The following is a 13,908-nucleotide window of genomic DNA, read 5'->3' as shown; positions in this document are numbered from 1 at the left end:
AATCGAGGTCAGCCCAGGTCGATGGCGAACCGGGCGGTCAGCGCCGCCCCGGGCGCCACCAGCCGCAGGCCGCGACCGGTGCGCAAGGCGTCCGTCGGCGCGGTCATCGGCTCGGGGCAGATCACGTCGATGCCCGGCGGGGCGTACAGCTGCGCGGCCGGGTAGCCGTCGATCAGGCGCACGCCGACGCGGCGACCGGCGGCGGCCACGGCCAGCGTCGCGCCCGCGGCCAGGTCGGCGAAGCCGTCGTCGTAGCGATCCATGGCCAGCGCGCGCCGTTCGGCCGGCTCGTGCACGGCGCGTCCGGAGGGCAGGCCGCGCGCGTCCAGCAGCACCCGCGTGCGCGCGGGCAGCGCCAGCGCCCAGCGCTCGCGCGGCACGCCGGGCAGGCGCAGATACGGGTGCCAGCCGAAGGCGACCGGCACGGCCCGGTCGCCGGTCGCCCGCAGGGTGGTGGCGACCTGCAGCCCGCCGCGGCCCAGGACCAGCTCGACCTCGACGTCGTGGGCGAACGGGAAGGCGGGCACCGGCGCGTGTCGCAGATGGGCGACGGCGCGCGACCCGTCGCCCGCGCTCAGCCGCCAGGCGCCCGGCGGCGCGGGCAGGCCGTGGATGGGCAGGCCGTTGGGGTCGCGCGGAACGGCGGCGGCCCGCAGGTCGACCGCGACGCCGCCGACGGCGTAGGCGTCGGCGCCGATCCGGTTGGCCCACGGATGCAGCAGCGGGATCCCGGCCATCGTCTCGTGCACGCGTCCCGCCGGCGGCAGCGCCTCGGGCGCCGCGAGCAGCTCGTCCTCGCCGTCGGTCAGCGAGGTCACCCGCAGCGACCGGTCGGCGACGACGACGGCGCACAGCGCACCCGCGCGCAGGCGGATCGCCCCGGCCGCCGCGGTGGTCATCGCACCCCGAGCAGGACCTCGACGAGCAGCTGGTCGAGCGCCTCGTTGGCGTAGCCGCGTCCGGCCAGCGCGTCCAGCTGGTCGACCTCGGCCTTGAGCGCGTCGGCCTCGCCGGCGCCGCCGCTGGTGGTCGCCTGCCCCAGCTCGGGAGCGCCGGCGGCGGCCAGCGCGGCCTGGGCCTCGGGCAGCGCGTCGAAGCGGGCCACCCGCTCGGCCAGCGCGCGGTACGTGGCCATGCAGCCGCGCACGAAGTCCCACACGCCGTCGGCGTCCTCGTTGCGGTAGGGGTGCGCGTCGAAGTGCAGCGGGCCGTCGTAGCCCGCCCGCTCCAGCAGCCGGACGAGCAGGAAGGCCTCCTTGAGGTCCTCGGCGCCGAAGCGGTAGTCCTGGTCGTAGCGGCCGACGCGCTGGGCGTTGAGGTCGATGTGGAAGAGCTTGTCCGCCCACAGCGCCTGGCCGACGCCGTGGTGGAAGGACAGCCCGGCCATCGTCTCGTGCGCCACCTCCGGGTTGACGCCGACCATGTCGGGACGCTGCAGCATCGAGATGAAGTGCAGCGCGTGGCCGACGGTGGGCAGGAAGATGTCGCCCCGCGGCTCGTTGGGCTTGGGCTCGATCGTGAAGCGCAGGTCGTAGCCCTGGCCGACGGCGTAGTCGGCCAGCACGTCGATCGCCTCGCGGTAGCGCTCCAGCGCGTCGCGCGGGTCCTTGGCCGCGCCCGCCTCGACGCCCTCGCGCCCGCCCCAGAAGTCGAACACCTCGGCGCCCAGCTCCGCGCCCAGGTCCAGCGCGCGCATCGCCTTGCCGATCGCCGCGCGGCGCACCGCGCGGTCGTTGGAGATGAACGCGCCGTCCTTGAACGCCGGATGCGTGAACAGGTTCGTCGTGGCCATGCCCACGCCCAGCCCGTTGGTCTCCAGCGCGGTCTTGAAGCGGGCGACGATGCGGTCGCGCTCGGCCAGCGAGCTGCCCCACGGCACCAGGTCGTCGTCGTGCAGCGAGACGCCCCAGGCGCCCAGCTCGGCCAGGCGGCCGGCGGAGTCGACGGGATCGACGGGGGCGCGGGTCGGCTCACCAAACGGGTCACGCCCGGGATTGCCGACGGTCCAGAGGCCGAAGGTGAAGCGATGCATGGCGCGCATTCCTACCAGACTGTCCGAGCTTCCGCCTGAATTCGAACGTATCTCGTCGTAGATCAGGATTCTTTTTGTTTGAGTCTTGACATTAGTCGGCCGGTCGGGGACAGTCGCGGCGCAATGGCGCCCATCCCGCCGCCACGAGGGTCACTCGCTCTGCTGCGCGAACGCAATCGCGAGCGCGTCGTCGACGTGCTGCGCCGTCGCGGCACCGTCAGCCGAGCCGACATCGCCCGCGAGACCGGCCTGTCGCGCACGACGGTCAGCTCGATCGTCGGCACGATGCAGCGCGACGGGCTGATCGCCGAGCGCGCCGCCGGCCGCGACCGGGCCGGCGAGGGCGGCCGGCCGCCGATCATGCTGACCTTCGACCCGTCGGCAGGCGCGCTGGTCGGCGTCGACTTCGGCCACGACCGCATCCGGCTGGCCGTCTCCAACCTCTCCTACGAGGTCCTGGCCGAGCGTGAGCTGCGCCTGGACATCGACGAGCAGGCCGGCGCCGCGCTGGACCAGGCCGCCGCGGCCGTCGAGGACCTGCTCGACGAGGCGGCCGTGGATCCCTCCCGCGTGCGGGGCGTCGGCGTCGGCCTCCCGGGGCCGATCGACCGCCGCAGCGGGCTGGTCCGCTCCGACGCGATCCTGCCCGGCTGGGTCCAGCTCGACCCCGCGGCCGAGCTCGAGCGGCGCCTCGGCTTCGACGTCCACCTCGACAACGACGCCAACGTCGGCGCGCTGGGCGAGGCGGTGCTCGGGGCCGGCCGCGGCTACGAGCTGACCGCCTACGTGCGGTTGGCCGCGGGCGTCGGGGCCGGGCTCGTCTTCCAGGGCGCGATCTTCCGCGGCGCCGCCGGCACGGCCGGCGAGCTCGGGCACGTGCTCGTCGATCCGGCCGGCCCGATCTGCCGCTGCGGCAACCGCGGCTGCCTGGAGACGCTCGTGGCCACCGGCGCGCTGTGCGAGCAGCTGCGCCGCTCCCACGGCGACATCGACACCGAGCGCCTGATGACGCTGATCGCCACGGGCGATCGCGGCAGCCGGCGGGTGCTGCACGACGCCGCGCGCGTGGTCGGACGCGCGCTCGGCGACCTGTGCAACACGCTCAATCCCGACGCCGTCGTGATCGGCGGCGAGCTGGCCGCAGCCGGGGACCTGCTGCTCGAGCCTCTCCAGGAGGCGATCTGGCAGCACGCGATCCCGGCCGCAGCGGCCAGCGTGACGGTCGTACCCGGCGCGCTGGGGGCGCGTGCCGAGCTACTCGGAGCGCTGGTGCTGGCGGGGCACCAGTCGCGCGAGCCACTGACCGCGGCCGGATCGGCCGGCGCGGCATCCACCAGGAGGAGAGAGGGATGAGGACCCAACGAGGACTCATGCGAACGTTGGCCATCGGCGCGGCGGTGTGTGCCACCGGCGCTGGGCTGGCGGCCTGCGGTTCCAGCGACGACGAGTCGACCGGCACGGCGGCCAGCGGTGCGACGAGCGCGAGCACCGGCGCCAGCACGGCGGCGGCGGGCAACGCGGACGTCGGCAAGGTCGCGGTGCTGCTGCCCGACACCCAGAGCTCGGTGCGCTGGGAGACGGCGGACCGGCCGCTGCTGGAGGCCGCGTTCAAGGACGCCGGCGTGCCGGTGGAGATCCAGAACGCCCAGGGCGACAAGTCCACCCAGCAGCAGCAGGCCGAGCAGGCCATCACCAACGGCGCGAAGATCCTGATCCTGACCAACCTCGACTCCGGCTCCGGCGCGGCGATCGAGAAGCAAGCGGCCGCCAAGGGCGTCAAGACCATCGACTACGACCGCCTCACGCTGGGCGGCGCGGCCGACTACTACGTGTCCTTCGACAACGTGAAGGTCGGCGAGCTCCAGGGCCAGGGCCTGGTCGACTGCCTGACGGCGTCGGGCGTGTCCAAGCCGGTCGTCGCCGAGCTCAACGGCTCGCCCGACGACAACAACGCGACGCTGTTCGCCCAGGGCTACAACTCGGTCCTCGACCCGCTGTACGCCAGCGGCGACCTCGTCAAGGGGCCCAACCAGTCGGTGCCGGATTGGGACAACCAGCAGGCGCTCACGATCTACGAGCAGATGCTGCAGAAGACGAACAACAAGATCGACGGCGTGCTGGCGGCCAACGACGGCCTGGCCAACTCGGTCATCTCGGCCGAGAAGTCGCGCAAGCTGGATCCGGTCCCGGTGACCGGGCAGGACGCGACGCTGCAGGGCCTGCAGAACATCCTCGTCGGCGATCAGTGCATGACCGTCTACAAGGCGATCAAGGCGGAGGCCGACGGCGCCGCCAAGCTGGCGATCGCGCTGGCCAAGGGCGAGGAGCCCCCGGCCGGCCTGGTCAACGGCACGACCGACGACGGCACCCGCAAGGTCCCGTCGGCGCTGCTGACGCCGGTCGCGGTGACCAAGGACAACATCAAGGACACCGTCCTGGCCGACGAGTTCGTCAAGCGCGACGAGCTGTGCGCCGGCAAGTTCGCCGACGCGTGCGAGAAGGCAGGGATCTGACCATGGCCAGCGATGCGGGGCGCCCTCCGGGGCGCCCCACCTCGCTGCTGGAGCTGCGGGGAGTCTCGAAGTCGTTCGGCGCCGTCCAGGCGCTGTATCGCGTGAACCTGTCCGTGGCCGCCGGCGAGGTGATGGCGCTGGTCGGCGACAACGGCGCGGGCAAGTCGACGCTGATCAAGTCGATCGCGGGGATCTACCCGATCGACGAGGGCGAGATGTTCTTCGACGGGCAGCCCGTGTCGGTGCACGGGCCCAAGGACGCCGCCCAGCTCGGCATCGAGGTCGTCTACCAGGACCTGGCGCTGGCCGACAACCTCGACGTGGTCCAGAACATGTTCCTGGGGCGCGAGGCGACGACCGGCGTGCTGCGCTCGTTGGACGAGACGACCATGGAGCGGCGGGCGCGCGAGACGCTGTCGACCCTGGCGGTCACGACGATCCGCTCGGTGCGCCAGACGGTCGCGGGGCTGTCGGGCGGCCAGCGCCAGTCGGTCGCGGTGGCCAAGGCCGTGATGTGGAACTCGCGCGTGGTGCTGCTCGACGAGCCGACCGCCGCGCTCGGCGTGGCCCAGACCCGCCAGGTGCTGGACCTCGTGCGGCGCCTGGCCACCCAGGGGCTCGGCGTGATCCTCATCTCCCACAACCTGCACGACGTCTTCGAGGTGGCCGACCGGATCACGGTGCTGCGCCTGGGCCAGGACGTCGCGCGCTTCGACACCGCCGCGACCACCCAGCAGGAGGTCGTCCAGGCGATCACGTCCGGCGCGCTCACGCGGGTGCCCGGACAGCATGAGGAGGTGCTCGCGTGAGTACGACACCCGCGGTCGACCCGACCCATCATCCGACCGCGCTCGACGCCGAGCCGACGGGCGAGACGCTGGGCGCGGCGATCTCCCGGTGGTGGTCCGGCGTGCGCGGCGGCGAGCTCGGCTCGCTCCCGATCGTCGTCGGCATGGTCCTGATCGTCATCGTCTTCCAGGTCCAGAACAGCAACTTCCTGACCGCCGGCAACTTCCTCAACCTGATCATCCAGGCGGCCGGGATCATGACCATCGCGATGGGGGTGGTCTTCGTCCTGCTGCTGGGCGAGATCGACCTGTCGGTGGGCTACGTCAGCGGCGTGGGCGGCGCGGTCGCCGCGCTGCTGACGCTGCCGGGCGGCAACTGGGAGTTCGCCGGGCTGCCCGCGGTGATCGTCGTGCTGATCGTCGGCCTGGCCATCGGCACGCTCAACGGCCTGCTGTTCACGAAGATCGGGATCCCCTCGTTCGTCGTCACGCTCGCGGGCCTGCTCGCGTGGAACGGCGTGGTGCTCGTGATCATCGGCGACAAGGGCACCGTCGTCATCCAGAGCGAGCTGATCATCAACCTGGCCAACGGCTTCATCTCGGCCCTGGCCTCGTGGATCCTGGTCATCTGCGCGGTCGCCGGATACGCCACGCTGTCGATCGTGCGCCGCGTGCAGCGCCTGCGCGCGCAGCTGCCGGTCGAGCCGGTCGTGCTGGCCATCGCGCGCGTCGCGGTGCTGGCCATCGCGCTGGCCGCGGGCGTGTACGTGGCCAACGAGGATCGCGGCGTGCCCTACGTCGTGCTCATGCTGGCCGGCCTGTTCATGCTCTGGACCTACGTGCTCAACCGCAGCCGCTTCGGCCGTCACGTGTACGCGATCGGCGGCAACATCGAGGCGGCTCGGCGCGCGGGCATCCCGGTCGATCGCGTGCGCATCGCGTGCTTCGCGATCTGCTCGATGATGGCCACCCTGGGCGGCGTCGTGCTGGCCTCGCGGCTGGTGTCGGTCGACACCGGCGCGGGCGGCGGCACGATCCTCCTGTACTCGATCGCCGCGGCGGTGATCGGCGGCTGCTCGCTGTTCGGCGGGCGCGGCACGATCAAGGCGGCGGTGCTGGGCGCGATCGTGATCGCGTCGATCGACAACGGGCTCGGGCTGCTGGGGTTGGCGTCGGGGACGAAGTTCATCATCACGGGCCTGGTGCTCCTCGCCGCCGTGACCGTGGACGCGCTCGCCCGCCGCAACCTGGCCAGCTCCGGTCGCGCGTGAGCCTGGTCGGGCTCGACATCGGCACGTCCTCGACCAAGGGTGTCGTCGTCGAGTCGTCCACTGGTCGTGTCCTGGCCGTGGCGGAGCGGGAGTACCCCCTCGCGACGCCGCGGCCGGGCTGGGCCGAGCAGGATCCGCAGGACTGGTGGACGGCCGCCTCGGCGGTGTTGGACGAGCTCGGTCCGTGCGAGGCGATCGGGCTGAGCGGGCAGATGCACGGGCTCGTGGCCTTGGACGGCGATGACGTTCCGCTGCGGCCCGCGATCCTCTGGAACGACGGGCGCTCGCAGCCGCAGTGCGACGCGCTCATCGAGGAGATGGGCCTGGAGCGGCTCGTCGCCCTGAGCGGCAATCGACCCTTGGCGGGGTTCACCGCGCCCAAGCTGCGGTGGATGGCCGAGAACGAGCCGGAGCTGTTCGCGCGCGTGCGGCGGGTGCTCCTGCCCAAGGACTACGTGCGGTGGCGGCTGTGCGGCGAGTTCGCCACGGACGTCTCGGATGCCTCGGGGACGCTGCTGCTCGACGTGGGCGCGCGGTCGTGGAGCGACGAGCTGTGTGCGGCGCTCGGCGTGGACCGCGCCTGGCTCCCGCCGGTGCTGGAGAGCGGCGCGGTCTCGGGGCGGACGCCTGCCGGGGTTCCGGTGGCCGCCGGCGCGGGCGACCAGGCCGCGGGCGCGATCGGCATGGGCGTGCTGCGCGAGGGCGGCGCGGCCTCGGTCGTGCTGGGCACCTCGGGCGTCGTGTTCGCCGCGCGCGACCACTTCACCCCGGAGCGCGAGGGCCGGCTGCACGCCTTCTGCCACGCGGCGCCGGACACCTGGCACGTGATGGGCGTGATGCTGTCGGCCGCCGGCGGCCTGCGCTGGCTGCGCGACGCCACCGATCCGTCCCTGAGCTTCGCCGCGCTCGTGGCCGAGGCGGCGGCATGGGCGCCCGGCGTGGAGGGGCTGCGCTTCGCCCCCTACCTGGCCGGCGAGCGCACGCCGTATCCCGACGCCGACGCGCGCGGCGCCTTCGTCGGCCTGTCGCTGCGCCACGACCGGGGCGCGCTGGTCCGCGCGGTGCTGGAGGGCGTGGCCTACGGCCTGCGCGACTCGCTGGACCTGATCGCCGCGACCGGCGCCCGCCCGGTCAGCGGCCGCGTCTCGGGCGGCGGCGCCGAGTCCGCGCTGTGGCTGGAGATCCTCGCTGCCATCCTCGACCTCCCCCTCGAGCGCACCGCCGTCAGCGCCGGCGCCGCCTACGGCGCCGCGCTGCTGGGCGGCGTGGCCGCCGGCGTCTACGCCGACGCCGCCGAGGCCATCACCACTTGCGTCCACCCGACCGATCGGATCGAACCGGAGCCCGAGCTGGTCGCTCGCTACGCGCAGGAGCGCGCCGGGTACACCGCGTTGTACCCGGCGCTGCGCGCGCTGCGCTGATTGTCAGGTTGGCGGCGCGATGCGACGCCGATCCGACAACGATCGGCGGATCGACGCGGCGACGGACTCGGGCGCGCCGTCGACCTGGTCTTCCGTGAAGCGATGGACGAAATATCCTGCGGCGGTGAGGATCGCGTCGCGCTCGTGGTCGCGGCCCCAGCGGGCCCGCGTGCTGTGGTACGTGAAGCTGTCGGCCTCGGCGACCACCCGTTCCGCGGCCCACAACGCGTCCACCTCGAGGCCGGCGATCTTGATGTTCAGGCGCGGCGTCGGCAGCCCGTGGCGCTCGCACAGCTCGACCAGGCGCTCCTCGAAGTCCGACCGTGTGCGGTCGCTGCGCGGCCGGTTGGCAAACGCCACGGCGACGAACGCCCGCGTGCCGCGCCGCCGCGGATGCGCGGCGATCAACCGCTGGACCTCTCCGTAGTCGAGGAGTCGCAGCACCGCCGCCTGGTCGAAGGGCCGGCGGAGTCGGCGCAACGGCAGGTACGTCGCCATGTCCAGCAGCGTTCGTTCGACCGTCGTCACCGCGATCCCGTGCTGTCGCGTGATGTCGAGCTTCGGATCCAGCGAGCGGTATCGATGCACGCGCACACCGCGGGGCATCTCGTGGCCGGATGTGCCGGGCACCGTCACGTGGAGGAGGTTCGGTTGGTAGGCGGTGAGTGCCCACAGCGCAGCCGCGGTTCCGTGGCTGAGAACCGCATGGGTGCCGCAGGCCAGCGTCGCCGCCATCCACCGTCCCCGTTCGGAGATCGCTCCGTGGCCCAGCGCGAAGACCCCTCGGTACAACGGGATCAGGCGGCCGGCCCGAATCCGCCGGTCGATCGCGCTCGGCGAGAGTCCGGCCTGAGCCATCTGCTCCCGGGTCACGATGCCGTGCTGACGGGTCGCGAATGCCGCCACATCGCGGTCCTTGTCGTATGAACGTCGCATACCGACGCTTAGCTGGCAACGGCGGAGGTTCGCCCCCCGGCGGGGTCGCGTATCGTCGGGACACGTGACCCGTACCGCCGTTGCCGACCTCGGCTCCAACTCGTTCCGCCTGGTCGTCTTCTCCGCCGAGGACGGCTGGTGGAAGCGCACGGACGAGATCTACGAGGCGGTGCGCATCGGCGCGGGACTGGCCGAGACGGGCGTGCTGAGCCAGGAGCGCATGGAGCGCGCGTGGTCGGTGGTCGAGGTGTTCGACCACTTCTGCCGCGCGACGGGGATCGACGACGTGATCGCGGTGGCGACGTCGGCGATCCGCGACGCCCGCAACGGGCCCGAGTTCGTCGACCAGGCCGTCCTCGACGTGCGCGTCCTGTCGCGCGAGGAGGAGGCGCGCTACGGCTATCTGGCCGCGATCAACTCCTCGACCCTGCAGCACGGCGCGGTCCTGGACCTGGGCGGCGGCTCGATGCAGCTGGTCGCCGTCGACGACCGCCGCGCGGTCGAGCTGGAGTCCTGGCCGCTGGGCGCGGTGCGCATGACCGAGCGCTTCGGCGACGACGTCGCCGCACTGCGCGCGCACGTCACCGAGTGCCTGGACGCGACGCCATGGGTCAAGGCCTCAGGCCAGCGGCTCGTGGGGATCGGCGGCACCGTGCGCAACCTGGCCGCCGCGGCGGCCGCGGCCGCGGACCTGCCCAGCATCGGCGTGCAGGGCTTCCACCTGACCGCCGACGCGCTGGAGGCGCTGATCGCCACGCTGGCCGAGCTCCCGGCGGCCGACCGCGGCAAGGTCGGCGGCATCAAGCCCGCGCGCGCCGACATCATCCTGGCCGGCGCCGTCGTGGTGCACACGGTCATCACGGCCGGTGGCTTCGACGGCGTCGACGTGACCGAGGCGGGCCTGCGCGAGGGGATCTTCTTCGAGCGCCACCTGGCGCCCGCCGATCCGCCGCTCTTCCCCGACGTGCGCCAGGCGTCCGTCCACAACCTGGCCGCGCAGTACGGGGTCGACCCCGCGCACACCGATCACGTGGCCAAGCTCAGCCTGCAGATGTTCGACGCGCTCGCCGCGCTCGGCCTGCGCGACGGCGACCCGGTCGAGCGCGAGCTCGTGTGGGCCGCGGCGATGCTCCACGACGTGGGCATGGCGATCGACTACGACGACCACCACAAGCACTCGCGCTACCTGATCCTCAACGGCGCGTTGCCCGGCTTCGACCCGCGCGAGCTGGTGCTCATCTCCGAGATGGTCCGCTACCACCGCAAGGGCACCCCGTCGTTCTCCAGCGACCTGGCCGCGGTCGTGCACAAGGACGACCAGGCGATCCTCGACCGCGGCGCGACGCTGCTGCGCCTGGCCGAGGGCATCGAACGCGCCCGCGACCAGATCGTGCAGCGGGTGTCGTTCACCGACGACGGCGACGACACGGTCACGCTGACCCTGGAGGCCGACGAGGACGTGCCCGTCGCGCGCTGGGCGGCCGAGCGCGAGCGCGACCTGTTCAAGCGCGCCTACGGCCGCGCGCTGCGGATCCGCTAGCCGGCCGCCGGCTCGGGCTAGCGGCCGAAGCGGCCGGGGCCGACTTCCTCGGGCGCGCCCGAGGGGATCGCGATCGTCTCGCTGCCGACGGCCTCGATGACCTCGGCCTCCTCGGCCTCGCGCGACTCCTCGTGGTCACCGTCGCACAGGACGCGGAAGTTGCCGGTCACGCCGCCGTCGGTCTGGATCGTGATCCCGGGCAGGATCTCCTCGCCCTCGTCGAAGCCGAGGCGCTCCATGTCGAAGTGCGCCAGCCCGATCCCCCACGCGTTGTGGGTCGGGTTCTCGCGATCGTGGGCGTTCAGCGCGATCTGGAACGCCCGCAGGTTCTTGCCGACCTTCGACGGATCCGACATCGCGGTTCAGGCTACCGAGAACGCAGCCAGCGCAGCACGGTCACCAGGGAGGCCGCGGACACCAGCTCTCCGCGGTCCACCAACGCGCCCAGCTCGGCCGCCGGCACGGCCAGCAGCTCGACGCCCGAGGCCGCCTCGTTGGGGTCCAGCGCCTGCCCACCGACCTCCTCCACGTCCACGGCCAGGAACGAGAACACGCGCGTCGTGGACTTCGACGCGTCGGCCCAGTGCCAGCCCAGCGGCCGCGGCCCATCGGGCGCCGCGTACCCCGTCTCCTCGCGCAGCTCGCGCGCCGCGGCGTCGATCGGCGCCTCGCCCGGATCGACCATGCCGCCCGGCAGCTCGAGCTGGACGCCGCCGGAGCCGTGCTTGTACTGGCGGACCATCAGCACCTCGCCCGCGGGCGTCACCGGGAGGATCGTCGCGACGTCGTGCTGTTCGGCCAGGTAGTAGTCGATCTCCGTGCCGTCGGGCAGCTCGACCGCGTCGCGACGCACGCGAAACCAGGGCGAGTCCAGCGCGTAGTCCGAGCGCAGCACGCGCCACGGCGGCGGGTCGGGCGTCACAGCCGCGCCTCGATCATCGTGACCAACCGCTCGATCGTCGGGCAGGCGATGCCGTGCGCGGCCGCGTGGCGCAGCACCGCGCCGGGGATCGCGTCGAGCTCGGGCGGGTGACCGTCGGCCACGTCGCGCTGCATCGAGGTCGTGTGCTCGGCGTCCAGGCTCCAGATCGCGCGCAGCATCGCGTCGGCGTCGATCGTCGCGCCCTCGGCTGCGGCCACCGCGGCGCCCTCGTCGATCGCGTCCTCCAGGTCCACGCGCCGGCGCGGGTGGTCGCGGACGCCGCCGGCGGGCGCGTCGTAGGCCGTCGTCGTGCAGGCCATCGCGTTGAGCTGGACGAGCTTGGACCACAGCACCTGCGCCTCGGAGTCGCCCAGGCGGGCCGGGACCTCGGCGCTGCGCAGCACGTCGGCGAACGTGGCCATCCGGGGCCGTGGCGCCGGGTGGTCGGAGGCCAGCTCGACGACCACCGGCATGCCGGTCTCGAGGATCACGCCCGGCGCGGCCCGCTCGGCGCTGATGCGGATCGTCGCCGCGATCGCCCGCGGCCCGTAGCGCTCGCGCAGGGCGGCGACGTGGTCGATCCCGTTGAGCAAGGGGACCACCAGCCCGGGCGTTCCGGACACGCGCTCCAGCGCGGCGTCCAGGGCGCCCGCCTTCGTCGCCACGATCAGCACGTCGACGTCGTCGTCCAGCCGCGCGGTGACCGACGGCGCGGCGACGATCTCGCCCAGGCGGACGCTCGACAGCCGCAGCCCGCGGTCGGCGATCGCGGCCGCCGTCTCCTCGCGCGCGACGACCGTGGTCGGCACACCGGCGTGGGCCAGCGCGGCGGCGAGGAACCCGCCGACGCCGCCGGGTCCGAGGACGGCGATCCGGGTCACGTCAGGTCGAGCAGGTCAAGCGGGTCGAACGGATCCACCAGGACCCCGGGGTTGAGGATCCCCACCGGGTCCAGCGACGCCTTGGCCGCCTGCAGCGCCAGCGCGAACGGCTCCGGGCGCTGGCGGTCGTACCAGGGGCGATGGTCGCGGCCGACCGCGTGGTGGTGGGTGATCGTCGCGCCCTGGGCGATCAGCACCTCGCTGGCCGCGCGCTTGACCGCCCACCACTGGGCCTCCTCGTCGCCCCGCCGGGCGGGCGCCAGCACCGTGAAGTAGGGCGCCGCGCCGTCGGCATAGGCGTGGGTGAGGCGGCAGGTGACCAGCGCGCGCTCGTCGTCGAGCGCCGCGCGGGCGGCGTCCAGGACGGCGGCGTGCAGGGCGGGCAGGCGATCCCAGGTGGTGGCGGTCTCGAACGTCTCGCTGAGCACGCCCAGGCCGATCAGCACGTCGCGCAGGTACGGCGCCTGCAGGAACGCCTCGCGCCAGGCGCCGGCGGCGCCCTCGCGCGCGCCCGCGCGCGGCCCATCGAACGTCCCGCCGGCCTCGGTGCACAGCTCCAGCGCCGCGGCCAGCTCGGACTCGACCGGCACGTCGACCGACTCGAAGCCGAGCACGAGCAGCGCGTGCGATCCGTCGCCGGCGCCCGTGAAGCCCGCCTCGGCCTCGTCGATCAAGCGCGTGTTGGCGGGCCGCAGCCCCGCCTGCAGGATCGCCCGGACCGCCTCGCAGCCCAGCGCGAACGACGGGAAGCGCACCGAGCGCGACGCGCGGTGGCCCGGTCGCGGCTGCACGCGCATCCACGCCTCGGTGATCACGCCCAGGATCCCCTCCGAGCCCAGCAGCATCCGATCGGGGCTCGGCCCGGCGCCGCTGCCCGGCAGCCGGTGCGACGCCCAGATGCCGCTCGGGGTGACCGCGCGCACCGACTCGACGAAGTCGTCGATGTGCGTCGGCCCGGTGGCGAAGTGGCCGCCCGCGCGGGTGGCGATCCAGCCGCCCAGCGTCGACAGCTCGAAGGACTGGGGGAAGTGGCGCAGGGTCAGGTCGTGCGTGGCCAGCTGGGCCTCGAGGTCGGGGCCCAGCGCGCCGGCCTGGATGCGCGCCGCGCGCGAGACCGCATCGACCTCGAGCACCTGGTCCAGCGCGCCCAGGTCGAGCGAGACGACCGGGCCGTCGAGCTCGGGGGTCACGCCGCCGCACACGCTGGTGCCCCCGCCGTAGGGCACGACCGCGACGCCGTGGTCGGACGCCCACTCCAGCACGGCGGCGACCTCGCGCTCGTCGGCCGGCCGCGCGACCGCGTCCGGCGCGTGGTCGAAGCGCCCGCGCATCGCGCGCACGATGTCGAGATAGGACTTGCCCCACGCGTGCGTGGCGCGCGCGTGGTCGTCGGTGTCCCAGGCGACGTCCGGCGGCGGCGCGGGCAGCTCGCGGGACTCGCGCAGGGCGGCCGCCTCGAGCTCCACGGCCTCCTCGGGCTCCTGGGCGTCGAAGCCCAGCCGATCGCGCACGAGCGGCATCGCGCCCGTCAGCCCGGCGAGGTCGACCGCCTCGTCCTCGTAGCCCCAACCCCAGTGCTTGCGCCGTCGACCCACGATCGGACC

13 protein-coding genes are annotated in these 13,908 nt (G+C 73.5%); 6 read left to right on the top strand and 7 right to left on the bottom strand.

The features are described 5' to 3' along the window. Window positions 1–8: 8 nt before the first annotated feature. Complete coding sequence (locus tag ACZ5UI_RS23040) at window positions 9–899, bottom strand: aldose epimerase family protein (protein ID WP_464191467.1); 891 nt, start codon at window positions 897–899, stop codon at window positions 9–11. Beyond that, window positions 896–2,041 carry a xylose isomerase gene (gene xylA / locus ACZ5UI_RS23035; RefSeq protein WP_464191465.1) on the bottom strand — a complete coding sequence of 382 codons (1,146 nt, stop codon included), beginning with the start codon at window positions 2,039–2,041 and terminating at the stop codon, window positions 896–898. The genes ACZ5UI_RS23040 and xylA overlap by 4 nt, the downstream gene beginning before the upstream one ends. 114 nt (window positions 2,042–2,155) lie before the next feature. On the opposite strand from xylA, the gene ACZ5UI_RS23030 reads away from it, so the two are divergent. From ACZ5UI_RS23030 to xylB, 5 genes are all read left to right on the top strand, one after another. Next, window positions 2,156–3,385 carry an ROK family transcriptional regulator gene (locus tag ACZ5UI_RS23030; protein WP_464191463.1) on the top strand — a complete coding sequence of 410 codons (1,230 nt, stop codon included), beginning with the start codon at window positions 2,156–2,158 and terminating at the stop codon, window positions 3,383–3,385. Window positions 3,386–3,402: 17 nt separating this feature from the next. Next, a complete protein-coding gene (locus ACZ5UI_RS23025; protein WP_464191461.1) occupies window positions 3,403–4,545 on the top strand; it encodes a sugar ABC transporter substrate-binding protein in 1,143 nt (380 codons plus the stop codon). A 2-nt stretch (window positions 4,546–4,547) separates the two neighbouring features. Then, window positions 4,548–5,354 (top strand): ATP-binding cassette domain-containing protein, encoded by an 807-nt coding sequence (locus tag ACZ5UI_RS23020; protein WP_464191459.1) that lies wholly within the window; start codon window positions 4,548–4,550, stop codon window positions 5,352–5,354. 68 nt (window positions 5,355–5,422) lie between these two features. Further along, window positions 5,423–6,604: a sugar ABC transporter permease gene (locus ACZ5UI_RS23015; RefSeq protein WP_464197864.1), complete on the top strand. Its 1,182-nt coding sequence runs from the start codon at window positions 5,423–5,425 to the stop codon at window positions 6,602–6,604. Further along, entirely contained in the window at window positions 6,601–8,025 is a 1,425-nt protein-coding gene (gene xylB, locus ACZ5UI_RS23010; protein ID WP_464191456.1) for a xylulokinase, read from the top strand. The genes ACZ5UI_RS23015 and xylB overlap by 4 nt, the downstream gene beginning before the upstream one ends. A gap of 3 nt (window positions 8,026–8,028) precedes the next feature. On the opposite strand, the gene ACZ5UI_RS23005 is transcribed toward xylB, so the two are convergent. Next, window positions 8,029–8,931 carry a type IV toxin-antitoxin system AbiEi family antitoxin domain-containing protein gene (locus ACZ5UI_RS23005; RefSeq protein ID WP_464191454.1) on the bottom strand — a complete coding sequence of 301 codons (903 nt, stop codon included), beginning with the start codon at window positions 8,929–8,931 and terminating at the stop codon, window positions 8,029–8,031. Window positions 8,932–9,025: 94 nt separating this feature from the next. Between ACZ5UI_RS23005 and ACZ5UI_RS23000 the strand changes: the two genes are divergently transcribed. Next, window positions 9,026–10,501, top strand: a complete 1,476-nt coding sequence (locus tag ACZ5UI_RS23000) for a Ppx/GppA phosphatase family protein (RefSeq protein WP_464191452.1) — start codon at window positions 9,026–9,028, stop codon at window positions 10,499–10,501. Between the two features lie 17 nt (window positions 10,502–10,518). On the opposite strand, the gene ACZ5UI_RS22995 is transcribed toward ACZ5UI_RS23000, so the two are convergent. Genes ACZ5UI_RS22995 through ACZ5UI_RS22980 form a run of 4 tightly spaced genes read right to left on the bottom strand, consistent with a single transcriptional unit; the run spans window position 10,519 to window position 13,899 of the window. Beyond that, complete coding sequence (locus tag ACZ5UI_RS22995) at window positions 10,519–10,857, bottom strand: hypothetical protein (protein ID WP_464191449.1); 339 nt, start codon at window positions 10,855–10,857, stop codon at window positions 10,519–10,521. A gap of 11 nt (window positions 10,858–10,868) precedes the next feature. Next, a complete protein-coding gene (locus ACZ5UI_RS22990) occupies window positions 10,869–11,423 on the bottom strand; it encodes an NUDIX hydrolase (RefSeq protein ID WP_464191447.1) in 555 nt (184 codons plus the stop codon). Then, window positions 11,420–12,304, bottom strand: a complete 885-nt coding sequence (locus ACZ5UI_RS22985; RefSeq protein ID WP_464191444.1) for a ketopantoate reductase family protein — start codon at window positions 12,302–12,304, stop codon at window positions 11,420–11,422. Before ACZ5UI_RS22985 ends, ACZ5UI_RS22990 begins: the two co-directional genes overlap by 4 nt. Next, window positions 12,301–13,899: an FAD-binding oxidoreductase gene (locus ACZ5UI_RS22980; RefSeq protein ID WP_464191441.1), complete on the bottom strand. Its 1,599-nt coding sequence runs from the start codon at window positions 13,897–13,899 to the stop codon at window positions 12,301–12,303. Before ACZ5UI_RS22980 ends, ACZ5UI_RS22985 begins: the two co-directional genes overlap by 4 nt. Window positions 13,900–13,908 lie beyond the last annotated feature (9 nt).

The sequence above is a fragment of the Conexibacter sp. JCM 18997 genome, from assembly GCF_055391915.1.
The sequence above is the reverse complement of the archived record's forward strand: the minus strand, read 5'-3'. Positions and strand labels throughout refer to the sequence as shown.